General features: G+C 63.3%; 21 protein-coding genes and 1 pseudogene. 12 read left to right on the top strand and 10 right to left on the bottom strand.

The features are described from left to right. The 3 genes from NKH33_RS22810 (at position 1) to lpdA (ending at position 4,073) form a co-directional block, all read left to right on the top strand. Positions 1–1,014, top strand: a complete 1,014-nt coding sequence (locus NKH33_RS22810) for an alpha-ketoacid dehydrogenase subunit beta (RefSeq protein WP_352921614.1) — start codon at positions 1–3, stop codon at positions 1,012–1,014. A gap of 9 nt (positions 1,015–1,023) precedes the next feature. Further along, positions 1,024–2,415 carry a dihydrolipoamide acetyltransferase family protein gene (locus NKH33_RS22805; protein WP_352684380.1) on the top strand — a complete coding sequence of 464 codons (1,392 nt, stop codon included), beginning with the start codon at positions 1,024–1,026 and terminating at the stop codon, positions 2,413–2,415. A 263-nt stretch (positions 2,416–2,678) separates the two neighbouring features. Beyond that, positions 2,679–4,073, top strand: a complete 1,395-nt coding sequence (gene lpdA, locus NKH33_RS22800; protein ID WP_352684382.1) for a dihydrolipoyl dehydrogenase — start codon at positions 2,679–2,681, stop codon at positions 4,071–4,073. A 162-nt stretch (positions 4,074–4,235) separates the two neighbouring features. Here the strand turns inward: lpdA and NKH33_RS22795 are convergent, their stop codons facing one another. Then, positions 4,236–5,339, bottom strand: a complete 1,104-nt coding sequence (locus NKH33_RS22795) for a saccharopine dehydrogenase family protein (protein WP_352541924.1) — start codon at positions 5,337–5,339, stop codon at positions 4,236–4,238. Between the two features lie 123 nt (positions 5,340–5,462). On the opposite strand from NKH33_RS22795, the gene NKH33_RS22790 reads away from it, so the two are divergent. The 3 genes from NKH33_RS22790 (at position 5,463) to NKH33_RS22780 (ending at position 7,696) form a co-directional block, all read left to right on the top strand. Then, the gene (locus NKH33_RS22790; protein ID WP_352770106.1) at positions 5,463–5,891 is read left to right on the top strand and encodes an Lrp/AsnC family transcriptional regulator; all 429 of its coding nucleotides are present in this window, start codon (positions 5,463–5,465) and stop codon (positions 5,889–5,891) included. A gap of 187 nt (positions 5,892–6,078) precedes the next feature. Then, entirely contained in the window at positions 6,079–6,444 is a 366-nt protein-coding gene (locus tag NKH33_RS22785; RefSeq protein WP_023675940.1) for a RidA family protein, read from the top strand. Between the two features lie 22 nt (positions 6,445–6,466). Next, on the top strand, positions 6,467–7,696 hold the full coding sequence (locus NKH33_RS22780; protein WP_352921611.1) for an amidohydrolase/deacetylase family metallohydrolase: 1,230 nt from the start codon (positions 6,467–6,469) through the stop codon (positions 7,694–7,696). A 154-nt stretch (positions 7,697–7,850) separates the two neighbouring features. Here the strand turns inward: NKH33_RS22780 and NKH33_RS22775 are convergent, their stop codons facing one another. The 6 genes from NKH33_RS22775 to NKH33_RS22750 all read right to left on the bottom strand — a co-directional run bounded on the left by NKH33_RS22775 (position 7,851) and on the right by NKH33_RS22750 (position 16,151). Further along, positions 7,851–9,632 (bottom strand): NAD(P)/FAD-dependent oxidoreductase, encoded by a 1,782-nt coding sequence (locus NKH33_RS22775; RefSeq protein WP_352921609.1) that lies wholly within the window; start codon positions 9,630–9,632, stop codon positions 7,851–7,853. A gap of 137 nt (positions 9,633–9,769) precedes the next feature. Continuing rightward, the gene (locus NKH33_RS22770; protein WP_352921607.1) at positions 9,770–11,803 is read right to left on the bottom strand and encodes an aldo/keto reductase; all 2,034 of its coding nucleotides are present in this window, start codon (positions 11,801–11,803) and stop codon (positions 9,770–9,772) included. A gap of 56 nt (positions 11,804–11,859) precedes the next feature. Continuing rightward, positions 11,860–12,957: an ABC transporter ATP-binding protein gene (locus NKH33_RS22765; RefSeq protein WP_352921605.1), complete on the bottom strand. Its 1,098-nt coding sequence runs from the start codon at positions 12,955–12,957 to the stop codon at positions 11,860–11,862. An 8-nt stretch (positions 12,958–12,965) separates the two neighbouring features. Further along, positions 12,966–13,817: a carbohydrate ABC transporter permease gene (locus NKH33_RS22760; protein WP_352921603.1), complete on the bottom strand. Its 852-nt coding sequence runs from the start codon at positions 13,815–13,817 to the stop codon at positions 12,966–12,968. After that, positions 13,814–14,674: a carbohydrate ABC transporter permease gene (locus NKH33_RS22755; RefSeq protein ID WP_023675946.1), complete on the bottom strand. Its 861-nt coding sequence runs from the start codon at positions 14,672–14,674 to the stop codon at positions 13,814–13,816. Before NKH33_RS22755 ends, NKH33_RS22760 begins: the two co-directional genes overlap by 4 nt. Positions 14,675–14,879: 205 nt before the next feature. Beyond that, complete coding sequence (locus NKH33_RS22750) at positions 14,880–16,151, bottom strand: extracellular solute-binding protein (RefSeq protein ID WP_352770091.1); 1,272 nt, start codon at positions 16,149–16,151, stop codon at positions 14,880–14,882. A 106-nt stretch (positions 16,152–16,257) separates the two neighbouring features. On the opposite strand from NKH33_RS22750, the gene NKH33_RS22745 reads away from it, so the two are divergent. After that, the gene (locus NKH33_RS22745; protein WP_023675948.1) at positions 16,258–17,130 is read left to right on the top strand and encodes a helix-turn-helix domain-containing protein; all 873 of its coding nucleotides are present in this window, start codon (positions 16,258–16,260) and stop codon (positions 17,128–17,130) included. A gap of 9 nt (positions 17,131–17,139) precedes the next feature. On the opposite strand, the gene NKH33_RS22740 is transcribed toward NKH33_RS22745, so the two are convergent. Then, on the bottom strand, positions 17,140–18,378 hold the full coding sequence (locus NKH33_RS22740; RefSeq protein WP_352770088.1) for a M24 family metallopeptidase: 1,239 nt from the start codon (positions 18,376–18,378) through the stop codon (positions 17,140–17,142). A 189-nt stretch (positions 18,379–18,567) separates the two neighbouring features. Further along, the gene (locus NKH33_RS22735; RefSeq protein ID WP_023675950.1) at positions 18,568–18,906 is read right to left on the bottom strand and encodes a hypothetical protein; all 339 of its coding nucleotides are present in this window, start codon (positions 18,904–18,906) and stop codon (positions 18,568–18,570) included. Between the two features lie 401 nt (positions 18,907–19,307). Between NKH33_RS22735 and NKH33_RS22730 the strand changes: the two are divergent. From NKH33_RS22730 to NKH33_RS22715, 4 genes and pseudogenes are all read left to right on the top strand, one after another. Beyond that, positions 19,308–19,611 (top strand): annotated as a pseudogene (locus NKH33_RS22730) (ferritin-like domain-containing protein); the annotation flags it as partial. 493 nt (positions 19,612–20,104) lie between these two features. Beyond that, complete coding sequence (locus NKH33_RS22725) at positions 20,105–21,319, top strand: glycosyltransferase family protein (protein ID WP_352450264.1); 1,215 nt, start codon at positions 20,105–20,107, stop codon at positions 21,317–21,319. A gap of 1 nt (position 21,320) precedes the next feature. Continuing rightward, entirely contained in the window at positions 21,321–22,565 is a 1,245-nt protein-coding gene (locus NKH33_RS22720; protein WP_352921601.1) for a glycosyltransferase, read from the top strand. Continuing rightward, positions 22,562–23,740, top strand: a complete 1,179-nt coding sequence (locus NKH33_RS22715; protein WP_352921599.1) for a glycosyltransferase family protein — start codon at positions 22,562–22,564, stop codon at positions 23,738–23,740. The genes NKH33_RS22720 and NKH33_RS22715 overlap by 4 nt, the downstream gene beginning before the upstream one ends. Positions 23,741–23,952: 212 nt before the next feature. On the opposite strand, the gene NKH33_RS22710 is transcribed toward NKH33_RS22715, so the two are convergent. After that, on the bottom strand, positions 23,953–24,621 hold the full coding sequence (locus NKH33_RS22710; protein WP_352684450.1) for a class I SAM-dependent methyltransferase: 669 nt from the start codon (positions 24,619–24,621) through the stop codon (positions 23,953–23,955). 85 nt (positions 24,622–24,706) lie between these two features. Between NKH33_RS22710 and NKH33_RS22705 the strand changes: the two genes are divergently transcribed. After that, positions 24,707–25,072 (top strand): hypothetical protein, encoded by a 366-nt coding sequence (locus NKH33_RS22705; RefSeq protein ID WP_352921598.1) that lies wholly within the window; start codon positions 24,707–24,709, stop codon positions 25,070–25,072. Positions 25,073–25,079 lie beyond the last annotated feature (7 nt).

Below are 25,079 nucleotides of genomic sequence, written 5' to 3'. Positions count from 1 at the left end.
ATGCCGCGGCGGACCATGATCGAGGCGATCCGCGACGCCATGGACGTGTCGATGGCACGCGACAGCCAAGTCATCGTGTTCGGCGAGGATGTCGGCTTCTTCGGCGGCGTCTTCCGCTGCACGCAAGGCCTGCAGGCGAAATACGGCAAGAGCCGCTGCTTCGATGCGCCGATCAGCGAATCCGGCATTGTCGGCGCGGCCATCGGCATGGCCGCCTACGGGCTGAAGCCTTGCGTCGAGGTGCAGTTTGCCGACTATGTTTATCCAGCCTATGACCAGATCGTCTCGGAAGCGGCGCGGCTGCGCTACCGGTCGAACGGCGATTTCACCTGCCCGATCGTCGTGAGAATGCCGACCGGCGGCGGCATTTTCGGCGGCCAGACCCACAGCCAGAGCCCGGAGGCGCTGTTCACCCACGTCTCCGGCTTGAAAGTCGTGGTGCCCTCGAACCCGTATGACGCCAAAGGCCTGCTGATCGCGGCGATCGAGGATCCCGACCCGGTGATCTTCCTGGAGCCGAAGCGACTTTACAACGGCCCCTTCGACGGTCATCACGAGCGGCCGGTAACGCCATGGTCGAAACATGAGCTCGGCGAGGTTGCCGACGGCCATTACACGGTGCCGCTCGGCAAGGCGGTGATCCGACGGCCGGGTGCGGCGGTCACCGTGCTTGCCTACGGCACGATGGTCTATGTCGCCCAGGCGGCGGCGGAGGAGACCGGCATCGATGCCGAGATCATCGATCTGAGGACACTGCTGCCGCTCGACCTCGAGACGATCGTCGCCTCGGTCAACAAGACCGGGCGCTGCGTGGTCGTGCACGAGGCGACGCTGACATCGGGGTTCGGTGCCGAACTTTCGGCGCTGGTTCAGGAGAGCTGCTTCTATCATCTGGAAGCGCCTGTGGCGCGGGTCACCGGCTGGGACACGCCCTATCCGCATGCGCAGGAGTGGGACTATTTTCCCGGTCCTGCCCGGCTAGGCCGCGCGCTGGTCGAAACGATGGAAGCCTGAGGGGGAACGATGGGCGAATATGTCATCAAGCTGCCCGATGTCGGCGAAGGCGTCGCCGAGGCCGAGCTCGTCGAATGGCAGGTCAAGGTCGGCGATCTCGTGCGCGAGGACGCCGTGCTTGCCGCTGTCATGACCGACAAGGCGACAGTCGAAATTCCGTCGCCCGTCGATGGCGAGATCGTCTGGTTGGGCGCCGAGATCGGCGACACGGTGGCGATCGGCTCGCCGATTGTCAGGTTGAAGGTGGCGGGCGAGGGCAATGTGAACGCAGGCGCGAAATCGGCGGAGGGTGAGGCGGCACCTACCCCCACCCCTAGCCCCTCCCCACAAGGGGGAGGGGGACGAGCTTCGGCCGCCAAAGCCGAAGCCAGGTCCAGCTCGCCCTTGGTCGGGCATGTGCCAAGAACCGAGGGCGCACGAACGGCGGATACGGAGTCCCCCTCCCCCTTGTGGGGAGGGGTTAGGGGTGGGGGTACTGCGCCGGCTTTCGGGGGTATAGCGCCGGTCGGTGCGCCGCGCCCCGAGGGAGAAAAGCCACTGGCCTCGCCGGCCGTCCGCCTCAGGGCGAAAGAGGCCGGCATCGACCTTCGGCAGGTCCCGGGAACCGGCCCAGCCGGCCGCATCCGGCACGAGGACATCGACGCCTTCCTGGCACGCGGACCGCAGCTCGCGAAGGCCCCTGGCCTCGCCCGCAACGAGGCGGTCGAGGACATCAAGATAATCGGGCTCAGGCGAAGGATCGCCGAGAAGATGACGCTGGCCAAGTCGCGCATCCCGCATATCACCTATGTCGAGGAGATCGACGTCACCGCACTCGAGGATTTGCGCGCCGCGCTCAACAAGGAGAAGCGGCCGGGCGCAGACAGGCCGAAGCTGACGCTGCTGCCGTTCCTGATGCGGGCGATGGTCAAGGCAATCGCCGACCAGCCCAATGTCAACGCACTGTTCGACGACGAAGCCGGCATCGTCCACCAGCATGGCGGCGTCCACATCGGCATCGCCGCGCAGACGGCTTCCGGGCTGATGGTGCCGGTGGTCAAGCACGCCGAGGCGCGCGACATCTGGGACTGTGCAGCCGAGGTTGTCAGGCTGGCCGAGGCGGCAAAATCCGGCACGGCGACGCGCGACGAGCTCTCGGGCTCGACCATCACCATCACTTCGCTGGGCGCCATGGGCGGCGTGGCGACGACGCCGGTGATCAATCATCCGGAAGTGGCGATCGTCGGCGTCAACAAGATGATGGTGCGGCCGGTATGGGACGGCAGCCAGTTCATCCCGCGCAAGATGATGAACCTGTCCTCCAGCTTCGACCACCGCGTCGTCGACGGCTGGGATGCGGCGGTATTTATCCAGCGGATAAAGACGCTACTGGAGACGCCGGCGCTGATTTTTGTGGACTGAGGAGATGAGAACGGTCGCAAAGGCCCCCTCGCCCGGCAGCATGGGGCGCCGGGACGCTGGCTCCCCCTTCTCCCCTTGTGGGAGAAGGTGTCGCCGAAGGCGACGGATGAGGGGTGCTCCAGCTTGGCACCTACCGCACTCCGTCCAACACCCCTCATCCGTCTCGGCGCTACGCGCCGATCCACCTTCTCCCACAGGGGGAGAAGGAAAGGCGCGCAGCGGCCGGATGGTGGGGCATTTATCCCCGAAAGGACGCAGCTGACATGAAGGAAATCTCCTGCAAGCTGCTGGTCATCGGCGCCGGTCCGGGCGGCTATGTCTGTGCCATCCGCGCCGGGCAGCTTGGCATCGACACGGTGATCGTCGAGGCAGGCAAACCGGGCGGCACTTGCCTCAATGTCGGCTGCATCCCGTCAAAGGCGCTGATCCATGCAGCCGAAGAGTTCGAAAAGCTCTCGCACATGGCCGGCGGCAAAAGTCCACTCGGCATAACGGTCGCGGCACCGTCGCTTGATCTCGCCGCGACCATTGCCTGGAAAGACGGCATCGTTAGCCGGCTGAACAACGGCGTCGCCGGCCTGCTGAAGAAAGCTGGCGTGAAGACGGTGCATGGCTGGGCGACATTTCGCGACGGCAAGACCGTTGCCGTCGAGACCGAGATCGGCATGCAGGTGATCCGAGCCGAAACGGTGGTGATAGCGACCGGCTCGGCGCCGGTCGAGCTGCCGTCGCTGCCGTTCGGCGGGCCGGTCATTTCGTCGACCGAGGCGCTGGCGCTGAGCGAAGTTCCGGAGAGGCTGGCGGTGGTCGGCGGCGGCTATATCGGGCTGGAACTCGGCATCGCCTTTGCCAAGCTGGGCGCCAAGGTGACCGTGGTCGAGGCGTTGCCGCGCGTGCTGGCGCAATATGATGCGGAACTGACCCGGCCGGTGGTGAAGCGGCTGGCCGAACTCGGCATCGAGGTGCTCGTGAACGCCAAGGCCAAGGGGCTGTCCACTAAGCGCGACGCGCTGCTGGTCGAGACGAATGGCGGCAAGAACGGCAAGATCGCTGCCGACAAGATGCTGGTCACGGTCGGTCGCAAGCCGGTGACCGAAGGCTGGGGGTTGGAGCAGATCGACCTCGACATGGCCGGACCCTTCATCCGCATCGACGACCAGTGCCGCAGCTCGATGCGCGGCATCTTTGCCATTGGCGACGTCACCGGCGAGCCGATGCTGGCGCATCGGGCCATGGCGCAAGGCGAAATGGTCGCCGAGATCGTTGCCGGCCACAAGCGCAGCTGGGACAGACGAGCGATCCCGGCTGTCTGTTTCACCGATCCGGAGCTGGTCACCGCAGGCCTGTCGCCGGAGGAGGCCAAGACCCGTGGCGAGATCAAGGTCGGACAGTTTCCCTTTACCGCCAATGGCCGGGCGATGACGAAGTTGGGCGAGGACGGATTCGTCCGGGTAGTGGCGCGGGCGGACAGCCATCTGGTGCTTGGCATCCAGGCCGTCGGCCAGGGCGTGTCGGAGCTGTCGACGGCGTTTGGGCTGGCGCTGGAGATGGGTGCGACGCTGGAGGATATCGCCGGGACGATCCATGCCCATCCGACACAGGGCGAGGGTTTTCCGGAAGCGGCGCTGAAGGCGCTGGGGCACGCACTGCATGTCTGATGGCTCGCGCTCTCCCCCCTTGAGGGGGAGATGGCCGGCAGGCCAGAGGGGGTCGGTTCGACTGGATGCGACCTCCCTTGCGACAGATGGAGGTTGGCGCTCTACGCGAGGCGACCCCCTCTGTCGGCGACATCTCCCCCTCGAGGGGGGAGATTACGCAGCTCACCCTGCAAGCCGGCTAACCATTTCGTGCTGCGCATAGGCGCGGCCGAAGCGGTTGGCCAGGAAGGCGTCGAGGGCGATGTCCTCCTGCTTGATGAAGCCCCTGGCCGGCAAGGTGCCGTCCGCGAGCATGTCGAGCACCGCGCAGATGGCGGAGGCGGTGGTGATCTGGATGGCGCTGCGCACCGTTTCGCCGTCGCGCCTGGCGTAGATCTTGTTGGCGTAGGTTTCCTGCAGCAGACGGCCGTTCTTGCGGCCGCTGACGGTGACGAAGACGACAACCACGTCCTGCAGCGTCGCCGGCAGGGCGCTTTCGAAAATGTCCTTCAGCACGTCGCGGCGGTGCCGCAGGCCGAGGTCGTTGAGCAGCGCCTTCATAATAGCGGCATGGCCGGGATAGCGGATGGTGCGATAGTTCAGCGTCCGCACCTTGCCTTTCAGCGTTTCGGCCAGCGTGCCCAGCCCGCCCGAGGTGTTGAACGCCTCGTAGGTGACGCCGTCGAGCGAGAATTCTTCACGCTCCTCCAGCGGCGGCACTTCGATCAGCTCGCCTTCGACGATCGCCTCGCAAGGCTCGCAATATTCGTTGATGACGCCGTCGGTGCTCCAGGTCAGATTGTAGTTCAGCGCATTCGACGGGTATTGCGGCAGCGCGCCGACCCGCATGCGCACGCTTTCCAGCGTGTCGAAGCGGCTGGCGAGATCGTTGGCAACGATCGAGATGAAGCCCGGCGCCAGACCGCATTGCGGGATGAAGGCGCTGCTGCCGGAACGAGCCAGTTCCTTGACCCGCCTGGTGCTGACAACGTCTTCGGTCAGATCGAGATAGTGCACGCCGGCGCTGGCCGCCGCCTCGGCGATGCGCGTGGTCAGATGGAAGGGCGCCGCGCTGAGCACCGCGAATTTGCCGGCCAGGGCCGATTCGAGGGTGCCGGCGGCTTCGATGTCGAGTTCCAGCGTCTCGACCGTTTCAGGCAGTTCGGCCGCGCCGAGCTGCGCCGCCGAGCGGTCGACGAGCGTAACATGGTAGTTGCCCGTGGAAGCCAGCATCTCGGCAATGGTCGAGCCGATCTTGCCGGCGCCGACGACGATGATTTCCTTCATGACCGGTCCCTCGCACCAATGCTAAATTCACGGTTAGAATCGCAGCTTGCCTGTCGAAAGGAAGCGTGAGATTGTACGAAACGCAGCCTCTCTTTGGGCAATGTGACGGTAAGGTTCGTCGAAATGCTCAGCGATGCCGACCAGGCTCTGCTTTCCCTGCTGCGCACCAATGCGCGCGCCTCGACCGCAGAACTGGCGCGGCGCCTCGGCGTCTCACGAACGACGGTGCAAAGCCGGATCGAGCGGCTGGAAGAGCGCGGCATCATCGCTGGCTACGGGGTCAGGCTGTCGCCGGATTACGAGCAGGGGCTGGTCAGGGCGCATGTCCTGCTCACCGTCACCCCCAAGCTTGCCGACAAGGTGGTGCGCAGCCTGCAGGCGCTGGCACCGGTTCGCACGCTGCACTCGGTCAGCGGCAATTTCGACATGATCGTCATCGTCGAGGCGCCTTCGATCAGGGATCTCGACACGCTTCTCGACCAGATCGGCGCCATGGACGGAGTCGAGCGCACGTCGTCGTCGATCATCCTGTCGACGCGGATCGACCGCTGAGCGGGCTGGTGTCGCGGGTCCAGATGCTGGCGCGAAGGATCACCGAGCGCAGTGATCGTTCTGGCGCTCTCGCGGCAAAGCGATATAGGCTTCGAAGATGTTGGATGAGACTCGCAGAGGGGCCGCGTCCTCTCGCGCCAAGCTGACAAGTCGCGCGGTCACGCAACGATTTCCAGAGGAGGCCTCCTTGCCCAAGCAATGTTTTGGAAAATCCCATGTGCCGTTGTCGCCGGCGGTCAGGGCCGGCGATTTCGTCTATGTCTCAGGCCAGGTGCCGGTCGGCACAGACGGACTGGTGGTCAAGGGCGGCATCGCCGAACAGACCGAGCAGGTGCTGTCGAACGTCAAGGCGGCACTGGCGCTGGCCGGCTGTACCCTGGACGACGTAGTCAAGACGACGGTCTGGCTCGAAGACGCCCGCGATTTCGGCATTTTCAACACCGTCTATGCCAGGCATTTCCCGAAAGACCCGCCGGCGCGCACGACAGTGGAGTCGCGGCTGATGATCGACATCAAGATCGAGGTCGAGGCCGTTGCCTACAGGCCGGCCTGACGGGAAAATGGAGACAGGCGCGATGCAATTCGATCTCCTGATAAAAGGCGGCCGCCTCATCGATCCGGCCTCCGGCCTCGACGCGCAGCGCGATCTGGCGATTGCCGACGGCCGTATCGCCGCGATCGACACCGAAATCCCATTCGAACGTGCCGCCCGCGTCATCGATGCCACGGGCTCGATCGTCGCGCCGGGCCTGATCGACCTGCACAGCCATGTCTATTGGGGCGGCACGTCGCTCGGCGTCGATGCCGACCGGCTCGCCGCAAAGAGCGGCACCACCACCTTCATCGATGCCGGAAGTGCCGGTGCCGGCAATTTCCTCGGCTTTCGCCGCCACGTCATCGAGCGCTCGAAAGTCCGTATTCTGGCTTACGTCAACATTTCCTTTGCCGGCATATTCGGCTTCTCGCAGACCGTGGCGGTCGGCGAGTGCAGCGACCTCCGGCTCTGCGAACCGCGCGAGACCGTAGCGGCGGCTCGCGAGCACGCGGACGTGGTTGTCGGCGTCAAGGTCCGCTCGGGTCGCCATGCCGGCGGCACCAGCGGCATCGCGCCGGTCGATCTCGCGCTCGAAGCCGCCGACAAAGCCGGCCTGCCGCTGATGGCGCACATAGACGAGCCGCCGCCGGGCCGCTCGGAAGTGCTGCCGCGGCTGCGCAAGGGCGACATCCTCACCCACTGCTTCCGGCCGTTTCCCAACGCGCCGGTCTTCGCCTCGGGGGCGGTGCGGCCAGATATGCGGCTGGCGCGCGAGCGCGGCGTCATCTTCGATATCGGCCACGGCATGGGCTCGTTCGATTTCGAAGTGGCCAAGGCGATGCTCGGCGAGGGGCTGGCGCCGGACGTGATCAGCAGCGACGTGCATCTCTACTGCGTCGACGGGCCGGCCTTCGACATTCTGGTGTGCATGTCGAAGCTGCTGGCGCTCGGCATGCCGCTGGTCGAGGTGCTGCGCGCCGCGACACAGCGGCCGGCCGAAGCGATCGCCAGGCCCGATCTCGGCAGGCTGGCGGTGGGTGCGGTCGGCGACATCGCGGTGCTGCGGCTGCGTCCGGGCCGCTTCACCTTTGTCGATTCGGTCGGCGCCTCGCTGGTCGCCGAGCAAAGGCTGGTCTCGGACGGGATCGTGGTCGGCGGCAGCTGGTGGCCGAACGAGGCGGTGGACGATCTCGGCGAAACCGAGCGTTTCGAAGCGCATGCGCACGACACGCATGTCGATGTTGTGAGCCGGCATTTCGGGCGTGGGTGATCTCCCCCTCGAGGGGGAGATGTCGCCGAAGGCGACAGAGGGGGTCGGTTCGACCGGGCTCGTCTTCCTGCAACGGATGGAGGCTGGCGCTCGACGCGCGGCGACCCCCTCTGGCCTGCCGGCCATCTCCTCCTCAAGGGGGGAGATCACAGCTTCACCGCCCCGCCGCTCCATAAACCGGCGTCGCAATGCCTTCCATCCTCGCCTTGATCTGCAGCGCGACGTACTTCGAATAGAAGCGCGACAGCGCCAGATTGCCGCCGTGGAACCACAGCGCTTCCTGTGCCGTCGGCTTCCACATGTTGCGCAATTCGCCTTGCCACGGACCCGGGTCGCCTTTCACGCCCGAGCCAATCCCCCAGCACGGGCCGACCTTGTCGGCGACTTCGCGCGAGACGATCGCCGCCACGGTTTCGTTCATCGAGAGATAGCCGGTGCAGGCGATGATTGCGTCGGCCGCCAGTTCGGAGCCGTCGTCGAAGAGGATGCCTGTCTGCGTCAGCGACTTGATCCCGACGCCGCTGCGGATGCCGATCTCGCCGTCGATGATCAGGTCGCAAGCGCCGACATCGATGTAGAAGCTCGAGCCGGTGCGGTAGGCCTTCATCAGGAGCCCGGTCTCGTCGTCGCCGAAATCGATGGCGAAGCCGGCGCCGCGCAAACGATCGTAGAAGGCCGCGTCGCGCGCCTTGATGATGTCGTAAAGCGCCCGCTGGCCTTGCGGCAGCAGCGCGAACGGCGTCGAGGCGACGATCATGTCGGCCTTCTCGGTGGTGATGCCGCGGGCCAGCGCCTTTTCCGAAAAGATCTCGAAACCGATCTCCATCAGCGTGTCCGACTTGACCACCGTCGTCGGCGAGCGCTGGACCATCGTCACCTGGGCGCCGCTCTCCCAGAGGTCGACGCTGACGTCATGGCCGGAACTTGCGGCGCCGATGACGGCGACCTTTTTGCCGCGGAATTTCTCGCCGCTGGAATACTGGCTGGAATGCAGGATCTCGCCCTGAAAGACCTCGGCACCCGGCAAGTCGATGCGCCTGGGCGGGCCATAAGCACCGGTTGCAAAGACGATGTGCCTGGGTTTCAGCGTGATGCGCTCGCCGGCGCGGTCGAGCTCTACCGTCCAGACCCTTTCGGTCTCGTCATAGGACGCGCTCACGCATGTCGTGGAGGTCCAGTAGTTGAGCTCCATGACGCGCGTGTACATCTCCAGCCAGTCGCCCATCTTGTCCTTGGGCGTGAACACGGGCCAGTTCTCGGGAAACGGTATGTAGGGCAGATGGTCGTACCAGACCGGGTCGTGCAGCACGAGCGAGCGGTAGCGATTGCGCCAGGAATCGCCGGCCTGAGCGTTCTTCTCGATGACTATGGCCGGCACGGCCAATTGCCGGAGCCGGGCGCCCAGCATGATGCCGCCCTGGCCGCCGCCGATGACCAGGCAATAAGGCTGCTGGCCGGCGCCGAGTTCACGTGTCTCGCGCGCCCTCGCCTCCAGCCAGGTCTCGCGCTCCGGATCGGCCTTGTGGCGGACACCCAGCGGCCGCGCCGGGCCCTTGCGCTCCTCAAACCCCTTGAGATCGCTCATCGCCGTAAACAGTGTCCGGCATTTGCCGTCCCTGAGGCGCATGATGCCTTGGCCCCACGCCGATGACGTCTCGAAAGAAAACCAGGCTTCGATCGTGCCTTCGTCCGAAGTCGCTTCGCCGCTGAGCTGCCACCGGGCAGGTTTTGTCGTTGCCAGCGTCGCCGCCAGCATGTCGCGCATCGCGGCGCGGCCCTCCATCGTCCTGACGTTCCAGGTGAAGGTCAAGAGATCGCGCCAGTAGCAGTCCTCGACGAACAGGTTGATTGCGGCCTCGACGTCGCCGGCCTCGAGTGCTCGCGCAAAAGAACCAAGCCAGGTCGCCGCCTGTTTCGTCGGTGCGATGTCGAGCATCTGTCTTGCCTAACTTCCAGTGACCTTTGCGCTGCCCTCACTCTTACCCTTTCCCGGTTCTTTGCGGGAGAGGGTAAGGGCAGTGCAAACAGTCCGGAAGCTAGGCCCAGCGTAGGCCGAAGCGACTGCCGCTGCCGTCAGGCCCGCGCGCGGGCCTGATCCGAACCGCTATCCAGCCATGCGAGATCGTCCGGCGAAAGTGAGATGTCGAGCGCCTGGAGGCTGTCTTCCAACTCGTCGAGCGTGCGCGGCCCGATCAGCGGGACGGACGGAAACGGCTGCGCCAGCACATAGGCGAGCGCGACGTGGATCGGGCTTTTGCCCAGCCGTTTGGCGAGCTCGATGGCGCGGTCGCGACGGCCGAAATTCCTCTCCGAATACCAGACCCGGACCAGCTCCTCATTGTCGCGCCGGTCGCGGCCGGCGCGGTCGGTGAAGAAGCCGCGGCCCTGGCTCGACCAGGCGAAGTTCGGCATCTGCCGGGCGGTGAGCCAGGCCTTCCATTCGTCGCTGGAGGAGGTGACGCAGCCTGCCCAGATCGGCTCCAGCATTTCGGCCAGCGAGAAATTGTTGGAAAGCGCGCCGGGCTTCTGCTTGCCGGTGCGCTCGGCATAGGCAATCGCCTCATCCATGCGTTCCATCGTCCAGTTCGAGCCGCCGAACGGACCGCGAATGCGGCCGGCCTTGACCTCGCGGTCCATCGCATCGACGAATTCGTCGACCGGCACATCCGGATTGTCGCGGTGCATGAAATAGACGTCGATATGGTCGGTCTGCAGCCGTTCGAGCGACTGGGTGAGTTGCTTGCCGATGACGTCGGGATAGCAGAGCGGCGAGTGCGCGCCCTTGCCGATGACCACCGACTGCTCGCGCACGCCGCGGTTCTTCAGCCACTGGCCGAGCAGCGTCTCGGTATAGCCGGAACCGTAGACGAAGGCGGTGTCGAACAGATTGCCGCCGGCCTCGAAATAGGCATCGAGCAGGATGGCGCCCGACGAAAAGGTGCGGAAATCCTCGAAGCCGAGCGCCAGGCACGAGGCCGGCCGCGGCAGGCCCGGAATGCTGCGCTTGGGGATGGCGGTTCCGCCGGAGCGCAGCTTCCGTCCGGAGATCGTGTTGACGCGCTTTGCCGGTTTCTCGATGTCGTATTCGAGCCCGATTGCGGCCCGCCATTTGTCGAGCACGCCCAGATTGCCGAGACTGTCGGCCCAGCCCATGCCGGGCCAGGCGAACTCCTGCTTTCCGCCGAGAATGGCCTCGCCGGCGGCGTCGACCTCAAATGCGTACAGCCAGCCGTCCTCCGTGACCTCGACCACCTCGGTGTCACCCGGACGGATGATGCGGATTTCGCCGGTGCCGCCTTGCTGGCCGCCGGCATACCAGAAATCCGCCACCTCGATGCGGCCTTTGCTGCCGAGAATACGCAAGACGTTGTCCTGAGCGAGCGAGATGCTGCAGGACACTTCGGCGACGATGCCGCCCGGAAAATGCAACAGCGCCGACGCCCATTCGTCGACGCCGGATTGGCCGAGATGCGCAGCGCCGACGACTTTGTCCGGCTCGGCGAAGGGCTTTCCCACTGCTGCGCCGGCAATCAGCCGCGCCATCGAGACGGGATAACCGCCGACATCGAGAATGCCGCCGCCGGCGAGATCCTTGGCGTAGAGACGGTGCTCCGGCATGAAGCCCGGCATGGCGAAGCCGAAGCTGGATTTGATCATCTTGATGTCGCCGATCGCGCCGGCCCTGATCAGCTCGACCAGCTTGGCCGTCTGCGGATGCAGCCGGTACATGAAGGCTTCGCCGAGAAAGGTGCCGGCCTTGCGCGCGGCATGGATCATGGCGTCGGCTTCGAATGCGGTCAGGCCAAGCGGCTTTTCGCAAAGCACGTGCTTTCCGGCCTCGGCCGCCTTGATCGCCCATTCGGCATGGCTCGGATGCGGCGTCGAAATATAGATCGCGTCGACATCCGGATCGCCAACCAAAGCCTCGTAGCCGTCGAGGATGCGGGCGCCGGGGAAAGCCTCGGTGAGCCCCGCCTTGCCGGGATTGCGCGCCCCTAAGGCGACCAATGTGCTGGTGCGCGAATGGGCGACACCCCCGGCAAAAGCCTTGGCGATGTTGCCGGGCCCGAGAATGCCCCAGCGAACTTTTTCTGGTTTGGACGTCATGTCAAATCTCCGTGGGGTGGCCGCGAGCAATCGCGATCGGACAAAAGAAAGATGGGTTAGCGAATGCGTGCGCCGGTGGCGTCGAAGAGAAGCGAGCGGTCGGCTTTGATCGACACCACCAGGTCGTCGCCGTTCGCGCGATGCCGCGAGGCCTCGCGCTCGATGATCAGTTCCTCGCGTCCGCCACCGGTACCGGAATTGGCATAGACATAGCTCACCGATCCCAAGTGCTCGGCGACGTCGGCCTTGAGGGTAAGGTCGCAATCGCCCTGGCCGGCGTCGAAGAAATGTTCCGGCCGCACGCCAAGCACGACATCGCCGCCTGTTGCAGGCAAGGCATCCGACAGCGGCTTGCGCAGTCGCGCGCCGCGATGATTGACCAGTTCGACGACCGCCGCACCGTTGTCGGCCCCGATCATTTTTGCCGCCAGGAAGTTCATTTTCGGCGAGCCGACGAAGCCGGCAACGAAGCGGTTGGCGGGGTCGTCGTAGAGATCGAGCGGCGCGCCGATCTGCTCGATATTGCCGGCGTTGAGCACGACGATCCTGTCGGCCAGCGTCATTGCCTCGGTCTGGTCGTGCGTCACATAGACCATGGTAACGCCGAGTTCCTTATGAAGGCGCGATATCTCGACGCGCATCTGCACCCGGAGCTCGGCATCGAGATTGCTGAGCGGTTCGTCGAACAGGAACACTTGCGGCTCACGCACGATGGCGCGGCCGATGGCGACGCGCTGGCGCTGGCCGCCCGACAATTGCCGCGGCCGCCGCTTCATCAGCTCGGCGATGCGCAGGATTTCGGAAGCCCGCTTCACCCGCCGCTCGGTATCTGCCTTGGGGTTGCCGGTCATTCTCAGGCCGAAGCTCAGATTCTGCTCGACCGTCATGTGCGGATAGAGCGCGTAGGACTGGAACACCATGGCGATGCCGCGATCGGCCGCCTCGACGTCGTTCACCACCTTGCCGCCAATGGCGATCTCGCCGTCGCTGATGTCCTCGAGCCCGGCGATCATCCGAAGCAGCGTGGACTTGCCGCAGCCGGAAGGGCCGACGAAGACGACGAATTCGCCGTCATCGATGTCGATATTGGCACCGTGGACGATCTCGAAGACGCCGAAGCGCTTGATGACGTTTTTGAGTGTGACTGCCGCCATGCTGATCCTTACTTGATGGCGCCGGCGGCGATGCCGGCAACGAAATGGCGCTGCAGAAGCACGAACACGACGAGCATTGGCGCCGTCAGCATCACCGCGCCCGCCATGATGCCGCCCCAGGACACCTTGGTGAGACCGATCAGCGTGCCGAGCGCCACGGGCGCGGTCATCGCGCCCGGCTTGGAATTGATCAGCAGCGGCCAGAGATAGTTGTTCCAGCAGGCAAGGAAGAGGATGATGGCGAGCGCCGCCAGCATCGGCCGCGCCAGAGGCAGTGCGACGAACAGGAATATCCGCCGTTCCTTGACGCCCTCGACCTTGGCGGCGTCGAACAGCTCGTGCGGCATCATCGAAAAACTCTGCCGCATGAAGAGCACGCCCAGCGAATTGAACAGCGGCGGCACGATCAGCGCCACCCAGGTGTTGGCGAGCTTGAAGTCGCGCGCCACCATGATGAATTGCGGGATCAGCACGACCGCATAGGGCAGCGTGATGGTGCCGAAGATGATGGCGACGACCATGCCCTTGCCGAAGAAGTTGTAACGCGCCAGCGCCCAGCCGGCCATCGAGGTCAGCATCACCGACAGGAAGGTATAGGTCACCGCCACCGAGACGGAGATGCCGATGGCGCCGATGAAATTGGTGCCGCGCTGCAGATTGCTGACATTGTCGAGGAAATTGCCATGCGGCAAAAGCTCGATGTCGGGGCTGAAGATGCCGTTGTCGGGCATCGTCGAAAAAACCACCATCATCCACAGCGGAAACAGCCAGACCAGTGCCAGCGGCGTCAGGAACAGATGCAGCGCGATGCTGCGTCCCAATCTGGCCTGGGAGCGGCTGACTCTTGAGTGCGAGGTCATTTCGGTTCCCTCGTCAGCCATATCTGCACCAGCGAAATGGCAATCGCCAGCCCGGCCATGGTGTAGGCGACGGCCGAAGCGTAGCCGAAATTGAGCGACCGGAAGCCCTGGCGGTAAAGCAGCAGCCCGAGCGTTTCGGTGCCGCCGCCCGGCCCGCCGCGCTCGGTGATCAGAAAGGGCTCGGTGAACAGCTGCATGGTGCCGATGATCGACAGCACGGCGCAGAACACGATGATCGGCTTGAGCAGCGGCAACGTGATGTAGAAGAACTGTTTGACCTTGCTGACCCGGTCCAGGGTCGCCGCCTCGTAGACATCCTCGGGAATCGACTGCAGGCCGGCGAGCAGGATGATGGCGTTGTAGCCGGCCCAGCGCCACGTCACCGCCATCATGATCACCGCCATCGCCGGGGTGACGTTGGTAAACCAGTCGACACTGGGCAGGCCGATGCCGTTCAGCAATTTGTTGATGATGCCGTAGTCGAGATTGAACATCAGCCGGAAAACCGCCGAATAGGCGACCTCGCCGACCACGACCGGCGCGAAGAAGGCAAAGCGGAACAGGCCACGGGCCTTGAGCAGTGGCGAATTCAAAAGCACCGCCATCACAATCGCCAGCGAAATCATCACCGGCACCTGGATGACAAGGATCAGCAATGTGTTCTTCAAGGCATTGAAGAAGGCCGGATCGCCGATCAGCCGGCCCCAGTTGAAGGTCGGCGCGAAGCGCCACGGCACGGTGCGCGTCGCCTGGAACGAGATCAGGAAGGAATCGATGATCGGCCACAGCCAGAAGATCGAAAAAATCAGCAGATACGGCGCGAGAAAGCGATACGCCGTGGCGTTCTGGTAGCGCATCGTTTTCCTCCTTTCTGCTTTCAAGTTCTTGCCTTCTCCCCTTGTGGGAGAAGGTGGATCGGCGCGTAGCGCAGAGACGGTTGAGGGGTGATGGCCGGAGTGCCGCCGGCGCCAAGCTGGAGCACCCCTCATCCGTCGCCTTCGGCGATACCTTCTCCCACAAGGGGAGAAGGGGAGCCGCGCGCTCGGAGCCGCCTCGTCTAGATCACGACTTGACCGGCAGGCCGGTCGCCGCGGCGATCTGGCTTGCGGCATCGTCGAGCGCTGCCTTGGCGTCGGGATAGCCGCCGGCCAGATATTTGGTCTGCACCGCGCGGATGATGATTTCGGCGTCGCTCTGGAACGGCGTGCCGCGGCTGGGGACGACCTTGGGCAAGGTGCCGAGGATGTCCTTCCACACGGCTTGGCCACCCCAATAGGGCAGGCCTTCGGAGACATAAGGGTCGTTGAGCGCCGAGATCAGCGACGGCACCAGGCCGAAGCCTTTCAGCATGGTGATCTGGCCCTCATTCGTCGCAAGCGTGTATTTCAGATAGGCGTAGGCGGCTTCCTTGTTCTTCGACACCGAGGTGATGGCGAGCGAGGAGCCGCCGAGATTGGCGGCGCGCGGACCGTCGGCGGTCAGGCTCGGCATCAGATAGACGCCCCATTTGCCTGCCCCATCGGGCGATTCGGTGCGTATGGTGCCTTCATACCAGCCGCCATACATCTGCGTGGCGACCTTGCCGGCGGTGTTGTTGGTGATCTTGGTGCTCCAGTCGGCAGAGGAAATGATGCCGGCGTCCTTCATCTCCTTGATCTTGGTCATGGCATCGACGCATTTGGGCTGGTTGACCGTGATCGATTGCCCGTCGGCGGAGAAGTAGGCGCAACCCTGCTCGTTGGAGATCATGCGGAAGAATTCGGAATCGCCGTTGAAATCGGCGTTGGTCATCGTGACGCCGGGATTGGCGGCCTGGATTTTCTTGGCGGCGGCGATGAAATCGTCCCAGGTCTTGATCGAAGACGGATCGACGCCAGCCTTCTCGTAGAAGTCGCGGCGGTAGAACATCGCCACTGGACCGGAATCCCAGGGCATCGCATAGGCCTTGTCGTCAACCTCGAGCTCGGTACGCTTGAAGTCGGGGAATTTTGCCTGGTCTTCCGCGGTGTAGCCGAGCGTATGCAGGTCGACGAAGCAATCCGGGAACTGGCTCCAGTAGTTTTCGGCTTCGCCGTTCTCGATCGTAACGATGTCAGGCAGCCCCTCGCCGCCGGCGGCACAGCCGGCGATCGATTTGTCGTAGGTCGGCTGGTTGCCAAGGTCCTCGACCGTCACCTTGATGTCGGGATACTGCTTGTTGAAGCCCGCTATGGTGGCCTTCAGCGACGAAGCGGCGATATTCCAGCTCCAGATCGTGATTTCACCGGACTGCGCAAAGGCCGGGCTGGAGCCCAAGGCAAGCGCGAGCGCGGCGCAGGTCAATTTTATGCGCATTGAAATCCTCCCATTTCAGTTGCTCTCTGTTTGCGAGCGTGGCTAGACTAGGCCTCGGGAAAGCCTTGTCCGCGACAAAGGGAATAAGAAATGAGCGGAAAGTAAGATGCCGGAAAGGCCGTTTTACCAGCCTGGCGCCAGCAGCGTGGAGGGCCTGCCGCTGCTGCTGCAGATGTTCCACACCCAGCCCCTGGTGATGCTAAAGCCGCATTGGCACGCCCAGGTCGAGGTGAATTTCATCGTGCGTGGCGCCGTGCATTACCGCATGGATGGGCACGGGCTTTCGCTTTCTGCGGGCGACATGTGCCTGTTCTGGGGCGGCCTGCCGCACCAGATGGACGAAGCCTCCGACGATGCCATCTATGCCGGCGCGCATTTGCCGCTGGTGCATTTCTTCCGGCTGCATTTGCCCGTCGAGGTCCGCAACAGACTGATGACCGGCGCGACACTGGTGACCGACGCCACCGACCGGTCGGACGACCACAATTTCGAGCGCTGGAACCGCTATGCCCGCTCCGGCGACCCGGTCAAGGCCGAGCATGCCGTCAACGAGCTTTTGCTGCGGCTGGAGCGGGTGCGCTTCGAGCCTTACCGGCTGGTGCCCGAAACCCCGGTCGAACAGGAGATAGGCAGTCCCTTCGATCAGCAATCGCTGCGCAATGTCGGGCGCATGTGCGACTTCATCGCCGAGAATTTCCTCTACGAAATCGATTGCGTCGACATCGCCGCGGCGGCCGATATCCATCCCAAATACGCCATGAGCATCTTCAAGAAATCGACCGGCATGACGCTCAATGAATATGTGAACTTGCTGCGCCTCAGCTACGCGCAGGCGCTGCTGATGCATCAGGATGCCAATGTGCTGCGCGTCGCCATGGAATCGGGCTTCGGCTCGCTCAGTGCCTTCAACAAGTCGTTCCGCAAGCTTTCCGGCATGTCGCCGTCGGATTTCCGCAGGGGCGTGGCCGGCGCCAGATAACGGCTGGATTCAAGCGATAATATCCAGGCGCCTCGGCAGGCGGTTCATCGGCGACGGCCCGTTGGCGGTGATCAGGAACTGGTCCTCGAGATTGAAGCTGGCGAGACCGTCGATGTAGAGCGGGATTTCGAATGCCAGCACCATGCCGGCCTCGATCACGACATTGCTGTCGGCCGAGATGAACGGCCATTGCTCGGAAAACACGGAATTGCCGACGCCGTGGCCGAAATGGCCGCGGCGATAGGAACGCAGGCCCTGGCGCGCCAGGCTTTCGCTGGCGGCGCGATGCACGGCGGCTAACGGCTTTCCGGGCATAAGCGCGGCAAGCCCGTCGGCGAAGGCGCGTTCGGCTATCGCATGCAATTCGGCCTGTTCGGGCGAGGGCGGCCCGAAGGTGAAATTCCGCGACATATCCGAGGCATAGCCGTTCACGCTGCACACCATGTCGGCCTTCAGCGGATCGCCGGCGGCGGCGACGACGTCGGCGCCTTTTGGGCGAGCGCCCAGCGTGACGTATTCCGCCGTCGAGATTTGCTGCGACGACCCGGCGGATGCATCCGCGACGCCTTGCCGGTAAAGCGCGACCAGCTCAGACTGACGCATGCCGGTCGTCGCATGCTGCTGCAGCCGCGACAGGCCGGCTTCCGACAGGGCGATGCCCTGCTGCAGAAGGTCGATCTCGCTCTGCGATTTGATTGCCCGCAGCCTGTCGAGAACCGGCGAGCCGTTGACCAGGGCAGTGCCCGGCAACATTGCCTGCATCGCGGAAAAATCGCTGGCCGAGACGAAATCCAGCTCGATGCCGAGCGTCGCACGCTCCAGCCCGAATTCTGCGAGGATCGTTTTCAGCTCGCGGACGGAGCGGGCAAGCTCGAAGGTCGCCGGACGTGAAAACCCGGGGGCGCGGCCAACCAGGCCGGCCTCGATGCGCTGCGCAACAGGCCGGTCGGCCGTCGCCGGCTCGAGCGACGCCGATTCGATCCAGATCGCATGCGTGCGCAGCACGGCGCCGGCCATCGCCGCCCGGAGCCGGGCAGCCTGGAAATCCGCCACCACGACGCCGATCGGCAGGTCGCCTCGCTTGGGAATAACGACGAAACCGGCGCCGGCCCGCCGGAACAGGCCGGCCGGGCCGATCCAGGCACCGGTGGCATATTGGAACGCCTCGGGCTCACAAAGCACCAGCGCCTCGATGCCGGCGCGCTGCATCAGGTCAGTTGCGCGCTCGCGGTCGACAAAGCCGGCCATGGGATCTCCTCGAATGCAATCGAAACCGACGCCGATGCGGCGGCGTTTGGCCTTAGCGTAGCTTCAGTGCCGCCGTGGAGCAGCTTTTTTCTGGAAGCGCTGTTCACCTTTGAGAGTTCGTCGTCGGGAAACGAAAAAAGCCGCGGCGAACCACGGCTTTCAACGCGACAAGTGGTCTGTTTCGAATGCTCACTCGGTTTCGTCAGAGGTGTCGTCGGCAGTGTCTGCCGCGTCTTTCGCGGCCTTTCTATCCAGCGCTGCCTGCAAGGCCAGCGTAGCCTGCGGCGAGGCCGGTGTCGTGGCAACGACCGCCATTGCATGAGCAACGCCGGTCGTCGACTTGTCCTTGGCCGCGGCGGAAGTGGCGGCTCCGTGTCCCTGCGAGCCGGCCCCGGCCGAGTTTCCGCCGTTACCGTTGCTGCCGCCATTGCCGTTGCCATTGCCATTGCCCCCGGGAGCAGCGAGTACCGGAGACGCGACAAGGGTGAGAGCGGCTACAGTCGCGAATAGACAGGTGCGCGTTTTCATAGTTCCTCCTTCGAGTCGCCCTCCCGCCAGGATGGGTTTCTGATGAAAAACGTCAGGACTTTCGAATCCGAAAGTCGGCTGTTACCTAGCTTTGTTCAAATACAGTATTCTACAAGACGGACCTTGGTCCGAAATCGATACGCAAAAGTCCTGGATTTTATCGACAGCGTACTTCGGACGACCGCAGCGGCGGGATTTTTGCTGCCGGCAGATCCGGCGGCGCTGCAGCGCAGTGTGCGTCGGCTGACATCAGGCTAGGGTCGAGGAAACCTAGCTGCTCGACCATCGGTGAGATCATTCAAGGCGATTGAGAAACATTCCACATCTCCTGAAGTTGGGAGCGCAGGTGCGCTTTTGAGGTGCCAAAATGTTTGATGCCGGCGGGCTTTTGGGAGGAAGCCATGATCCGCGTCACGCCTGCATTTCGTGTTTCGCGCCGCCGCGCGTTGCAGTTTGGCCTGGGAGCAACGCTCGCTTCGGCCACCGGCCTTGCCCCGATTCCCCGGGCCTATGCGCAGGATGAGGTCAAAGACGAAGACATTTTTTCCGGTTCGCCCTCAATCTCGAATATATGCGGAAGCCGAATATTACCTGCGCGGTACAACCGGAAAAGGGATCGAAGACTCGGATACTGGCCCGAAGGCCGGCGCTGTCGTTGGCGGTAAACAGGTCAGCTTTGACACGCCTGCAATCGGCGAGTTCATGTGCCCATGGCGTCCAAAAAGCTAGTGAGTTCAATTGGCTCGCCCGAAAAGAGTCGAACTCCTGACCCTTAGATTCTGGTCTGAGAAGTCAAGATCTAGGCGGTTCGAACGTGTCCCATACTCCGTCAACGCTCCGGCTTCCCACCGCCAAGGCACATCATGGTTTAGGAGCTTGGCTTAGACGCTCGAAGTGAAGTACCCAGCCCATACCTTATTCCATTCTGGAGTTTCCACGTTTTTCGCAGCGGTCAAGGCCGCCGAGAATCCGAGATGGTCAATACCAGTGAAATGATGCAGGTTCTTCTGGACCACGTGGCAAGCAGGCCGCTGAGCAGACGTAGCTTCCTGGTTTCAGCATATGGACCCTCTTTGTAATACGAATTGAAAATTGCGCCCTCATGTTTCAGAACAGGTCGGTAGACCCGCGAGGATGATTTCGAATCCTGCGGGTCGCTCACGGTCCTCAAGGCGAGAATTCTAAGAGACGTTCAACAATGACCCAGCACGCAGAAAACGCTCGAATTCTCATGTACAGCCACGACACGTTCGGGCTCGGCCACTTGCAGCGCTGCCGGACTATCGCGCATTCGCTGGTCGAGGATTTCCGCGGACTTCAGGTGCTCATCATTTCGGGTGCGACTATCGCTGGCGCCTTCGATTACCGCGCCCGTGTCGACTTCGTGAAGATCCCCAGCGTCATCAAGCTGCGCAACGGCGAATACACCTCACTGGAAAAGGACATCGATCTGCATGAGACGCTAAGGATGCGCCAGTCGATCATCCGCCATACAGCTGAGACCTTCCGGCCCGATATCTTCATCGTCGACAAGGAACCGCTCGGCCTGCGCGGTGAGATTGAGGACACGCTGTCCTACCTCAAGACGCGGGGCACCACGCTGGTGCTTGGCCTGCGCGAGGTGATGGATGCGCCGCATCTGCTCGAAGCAGAGTGGGCGCGCAGAGACGTGATGCGCAAGATAGGCGTCTTCTACGACAAGGTCTGGGCCTATGGTCCGCCGGATTTCTACGATCCGTTGACGGGCTTGGATGTGCCCCCGGCTGTCAGGGCAAAGATGAGGTTCGTCGGGTTCCTGCAACGGAGCCTGCAGCGGAACGAGTTGCCCGGCCACCGGCCCGAGGGCGACTATATCCTCGTTACTACCGGTGGCGGCGGTGACGGCGCCGATCTGATCCACGACGTCATCGATGCCTATCAGCAGGATCCGCAATTGCAGCATAGAGCCCTGATCGTGCTTGGGCCTTACATGCCGGCGCGCAAGCGCAACAAGCTGCTCAAGAAGGGGTCCAAGATCCCTTACATCAAGATCATCGAGTTCGACAACCGCATGGAAGACCTGATTGCCGGCGCCAAGGCGGTAGTGGCGATGGGCGGCTACAACACCTATTGCGAGATACTGTCTTTCGACAAGCCGGCGCTGATCGTGCCGCGCGTCGAGCCCCGCCGGGAACAACTGATCCGCGCACGGCGCGCAGCCGAACTCGGCCTCATCGAGATGCTTTTGCCGGAAGAAGCCGAGGACTCCCGGCGGTTTGCCGATGCACTGAAGGTGCTGCCGGACCGGCCCCGCCCATCGCAGAGCAATCCGCATCTGACGCTCGAAGGGCTGCCTCATATTTCCGAAATCGTCGCGGAACTGCTCGACCGGCGGGCCGGCCATCACCTTTCGGTCATTGAAGGAATGACCTGAGTTGCAACATCGCAAGATCGTCGTGGTTCTGAAGGGTTATCCGCGGCTGTCCGAAACCTTCATCGCGCAGGAACTGCTCGGTCTTGAGCGTGCGGGGTTCGACCTGATACTCGTCGCGCTCAGGCGGCCGACCGACGAAAAACGCCACCCCGTGCATGACGAGATCAAAGCCCCCGTCCATTATTTGCCGGAATATCTGCATGAAGAGCCGCTGCGCGTGCTTCGCTCGCTGTTTGCCTGTCTGCTGCGTCCGGGCTTCTGGCGCGCGCTCGGATCGCTGGCTGCCGATATGCCCCGCGACTTTACGCGCAATCGCGCACGGCGCTTCGGGCAAGCGCTCGTGCTGGCGGCCGAATGGCCGGAAAACGCGGGCTGGCTGCATGCACATTTCGCGCACACGCCTGCATCGGTGACGCGCTATGCCAGCCAGCTTCGTGGCCAGCCCTGGACCTGCTCGGCCCATGCCAAGGACATCTGGACTTCGGCGGACTGGGATCTGGCCGGCAAGCTTTCCTCGGCGCGCTGGACGGTCACCTGCACGAAAACCGGCTTCGACCGTCTGAAAAAACTCGCTAACGGCAACTCGTCTGTGCATCTGAGCTATCATGGGCTCGACCTTGATCGCTTCGGCAGTTTCGGCGAGGCGCGAAAGCAGCATGACGGCTCGGCTCCGGACGAACCGGTTGTCGTTCTGAGTGTTGGGCGCGCCGTTGAAAAGAAAGGTTACGATACGTTGCTGGAGGCCCTTGCCCTGCTGCCCGGCGATTTGGCGTGGCGTTTCGAGCATATCGGCGGCGGCGAAGAACTGGAACGGTTCAAGGCGCTGGCGCAAAAGCTCGGCCTGGATGGTCGCGTCTCTTGGAAAGGCGCGCTTGCGCAGGAGGAGGTGCTTGAGCACTACCGCCGCGCCGACATCTTCGCCCTGGCCTGCAGGATCACCGCAAATGGCGACCGCGACGGTCTGCCGAACGTTCTGGTGGAGGCGGCTAGCCAGCGGCTTGCCTGCGTGTCGACCGATATTTCCGGCGTGCCGGAGCTTTTATCGCCGGATGAAACCGGGTTGCTGGTTCCGACGGAAGACCCGATTGCCCTGGCACAGGCGCTGGAGCGCCTGATCCGAGATCCCGTGCTCCGCGACCGCCTCGGCGACGCCGCAGAGCGGCGCGTGCGCGCCAATTTCGATCACATGGCAAGCATTGGACAGCTCAAGGAACTGTTCGAGCGGGAGTGGCGGGCCGCCGAATGAAGCGGCTGCGCGCTTTCTTCTATGTCCAGCACTTGCTCGGCATCGGCCATCTCGCGCGCGCCAGCCGCATTGCGGCGGCTCTGGTCGATGACGGGTTTGACGTTACCGTCGTGACCGGCGGAGCGCCGATCGCCGGGTTTCCGGGACTGGGTGTACAATCTGTAACCCTGCCACCTGTCACCTCCGGTGATGAAGGATTTTCGGGACTTGTCGACCTGCAAGGCAACCCGATCGACGATGATTTCAAGAAATGGCGTTCAGAGATGCTGCTGCAGGCATTCCGGGATTGCAGGCCTGATATCGTCATTGTCGAGGCGTTTCCATTTGGACGCCGGCAGATGCGTTTCGAACTCTTGCCGCTGATCGAGGCCATCGACGCGACGTCGCCCAGACCGCTGCTGGCGACGTCCGTCCGTGATATCCTCCAGGAGCGCGTCAAGCTGGGCCGAAACGAGGAAACGGTCGATCTCATCAACGGGCATTTCGATCTTGTTATGGTCCACGGCGATCCGGCTTTCGCAACCATCGACAAGACATTTCCACTGGCTGGGGCGATCAGGGCCGAGGTCACCTACACGGGGCTCGTTGCCGCGCCGCCGTCGCCCGCGGCCTCCGAGCGCTTCGACGTTCTGGTGTCGGTTGGCGGCGGGGCTGCCGGAAAGAGCCTTGTCAGATCCACCATCGCAGCGGCGCGGAATGCCAACAACGCTTGGAAATGGTGCTTGATCACCGGCCCAAACCTGCCGAAAGACGAGTTTGACGCGATCGCACGCGATGCCACGCCGGGCCTGTCCATCTTCCGGTTCCGCGAGGATTTCGCCAGCCTGCTGACCGGCGCCCGCCTGTCAGTCTCGCAGGCGGGTTACAACACGGTCTGCGATGTCCTGCGCGCGCGTTGTCGCTCCCTGCTCGTCCCATTTGCAGCCGGCGGGGAAACCGAACAGACGGTTCGCGCCCTGATGCTCGAAGAACTCGGTCTTGCAACGGTGCTTATGGAAGAGGACCTGACGCCTGAAGGTTTGGCGCAAGCGATCGAACAAGCGCTTGTGGAACCGACGCCATCCGCGCATCGTCTCGATCTGGAAGGCGCGCGTCGCTCCGCGCAAATCCTGCGTGAGCGGCATCGAACATGGTCCCTAAATGTGGGGCCCGGTTTCGGAAAAGTTCATGATTAAACAGACGATAGATCCTAGAGCGGTTCATCGTTTCACGCAGAACCGCTCTGTCTCTTTGTTTTGACGCAATTCCGGACGGAAAGCCGTTTCCACACTTTCCTGCAAATGCTCTAACGCGCGTCGCGCCTGGTGAGATTCGTGCGACGCGCTTCAAGTCCTGTTTTTATGCGTGTCGTTGTCCCAAACCGCTACGCGCTTTTGGGCGAAATGCATTAAACAGTTCCAATCAGCATGAAGCGCGTATAATTTTTTGTCGGCAGTTCGCCGGAGAACCGCACCTCCCGTAGCGCCGCCATTTCCTCGAAGGCTGCAAGCGAAGCCACGCAGTTGATGTGCGTCGGCTCGCTGAAATAATCGTTCGATTGCAGCAGTACATTCGTGCCCGGCGGAAGCAGAGCAAGCCAGGCGCGCAGATCGGCTATGTGTTCGCAGCTCGTATTGATCATCAGATCGGGCCGCCCGGCCGCATAGTCGAGTGCGTACATATCTGCCGTCAGCGCCCGGAACCGGTCGCCGGCTTCCCGGTTGAGGGTCCGGGCGACCGGCGCGACTTCGGGATCGATGTCGATACTATCGACCGCCGCGATGTCGAAGCGGGCGTCGTTGAAAAGCATTGCCGGCAATACGCCGTACCATCCACCCAGAACCCATATGCGTCCGAAGCGGCCGCCGCCGCTTTCGAACAGCCTGTCGAGCGCCCACATCTTGCAGGCGACCTGCTTGGGGTTGAAGGCGTTGGCGATATCGGCCTTCGGATGCTTTGCGACGACCCGCGCCAGCCCTGCCACGAGAGGGCAGTTGACATAAGCAGCAATTCCCCGCGTGAGGTCTAAGGCTTGCTCGTGCCAGTCCATGGCATTGCGTGGTTGCGTGACATCCATCATAATTCGTCTTGTATGTTGGGATTTTGGGCGACACAACGCAATCTTGCCTCCCGCAAGACTGTTTGATTCCGCGGACGTGATCATGCTGCAAGCCGCTTGGCTATTGCCCGGTGCCGGAGAGAGCCTGTTGCATCTGTCCGGATCATCGGCGTCCATCCGCCAGCACCAGCCGCGCAGCTGCGGCCTCGTGCCGCTCGGCTGTTCGCCAAAGCCCTACGAAAGCCGCGGACCGTTTGGCCAGCCGCTGTCTTCGCCGATCAACAATCGCCATGTCGATGCCATCGACCATGCGTCGGAACTGGATCGCGCCGCCTCGCAGGTTTCTTGCATCGTTGAGCGCAGGACAATGTCCGTGCACAGCAGCTTCGAGCTTGTCGTTGGCGATGAAGAAATTGCCGATACGCCATTCGCCGGCAGGTGCTTTTACATCCTGCATCCTTCCAACTGAAGGGTCC

This window comes from Mesorhizobium sp. M1182, from assembly GCF_040318335.1.
Taxonomy (GTDB): domain Bacteria; phylum Pseudomonadota; class Alphaproteobacteria; order Rhizobiales; family Rhizobiaceae; genus Mesorhizobium.
This window is presented reverse-complemented; position numbering and strand designations above follow the sequence as displayed.

Bases quoted from the DNA above. Each gene is read 5' to 3' on its own strand.
- NKH33_RS22810 (WP_352921614.1), top strand. From the start codon at position 1: ATGCCGCGGCGGACCATGATCGAGGCGATCCGCGACGCCATGGACGTG.
- NKH33_RS22805 (WP_352684380.1), top strand. From the start codon at position 1,024: ATGGGCGAATATGTCATCAAGCTGCCCGATGTCGGCGAAGGCGTCGCC.
- lpdA (WP_352684382.1), top strand. From the start codon at position 2,679: ATGAAGGAAATCTCCTGCAAGCTGCTGGTCATCGGCGCCGGTCCGGGC.
- NKH33_RS22795 (WP_352541924.1), bottom strand. From the start codon at position 5,339: ATGAAGGAAATCATCGTCGTCGGCGCCGGCAAGATCGGCTCGACCATT.
- NKH33_RS22790 (WP_352770106.1), top strand. From the start codon at position 5,463: ATGCTCAGCGATGCCGACCAGGCTCTGCTTTCCCTGCTGCGCACCAAT.
- NKH33_RS22780 (WP_352921611.1), top strand. From the start codon at position 6,467: ATGCAATTCGATCTCCTGATAAAAGGCGGCCGCCTCATCGATCCGGCC.
- NKH33_RS22775 (WP_352921609.1), bottom strand. From the start codon at position 9,632: ATGCTCGACATCGCACCGACGAAACAGGCGGCGACCTGGCTTGGTTCT.
- NKH33_RS22770 (WP_352921607.1), bottom strand. From the start codon at position 11,803: ATGACGTCCAAACCAGAAAAAGTTCGCTGGGGCATTCTCGGGCCCGGC.
- NKH33_RS22765 (WP_352921605.1), bottom strand. From the start codon at position 12,957: ATGGCGGCAGTCACACTCAAAAACGTCATCAAGCGCTTCGGCGTCTTC.
- NKH33_RS22760 (WP_352921603.1), bottom strand. From the start codon at position 13,817: ATGACCTCGCACTCAAGAGTCAGCCGCTCCCAGGCCAGATTGGGACGC.
- NKH33_RS22755 (WP_023675946.1), bottom strand. From the start codon at position 14,674: ATGCGCTACCAGAACGCCACGGCGTATCGCTTTCTCGCGCCGTATCTG.
- NKH33_RS22750 (WP_352770091.1), bottom strand. From the start codon at position 16,151: ATGCGCATAAAATTGACCTGCGCCGCGCTCGCGCTTGCCTTGGGCTCC.
- NKH33_RS22745 (WP_023675948.1), top strand. From the start codon at position 16,258: ATGCCGGAAAGGCCGTTTTACCAGCCTGGCGCCAGCAGCGTGGAGGGC.
- NKH33_RS22740 (WP_352770088.1), bottom strand. From the start codon at position 18,378: ATGGCCGGCTTTGTCGACCGCGAGCGCGCAACTGACCTGATGCAGCGC.
- NKH33_RS22735 (WP_023675950.1), bottom strand. From the start codon at position 18,906: ATGAAAACGCGCACCTGTCTATTCGCGACTGTAGCCGCTCTCACCCTT.
- NKH33_RS22725 (WP_352450264.1), top strand. From the start codon at position 20,105: ATGACCCAGCACGCAGAAAACGCTCGAATTCTCATGTACAGCCACGAC.
- NKH33_RS22715 (WP_352921599.1), top strand. From the start codon at position 22,562: ATGAAGCGGCTGCGCGCTTTCTTCTATGTCCAGCACTTGCTCGGCATC.
- NKH33_RS22710 (WP_352684450.1), bottom strand. From the start codon at position 24,621: ATGGATGTCACGCAACCACGCAATGCCATGGACTGGCACGAGCAAGCC.
- NKH33_RS22705 (WP_352921598.1), top strand. From the start codon at position 24,707: ATGCTGCAAGCCGCTTGGCTATTGCCCGGTGCCGGAGAGAGCCTGTTG.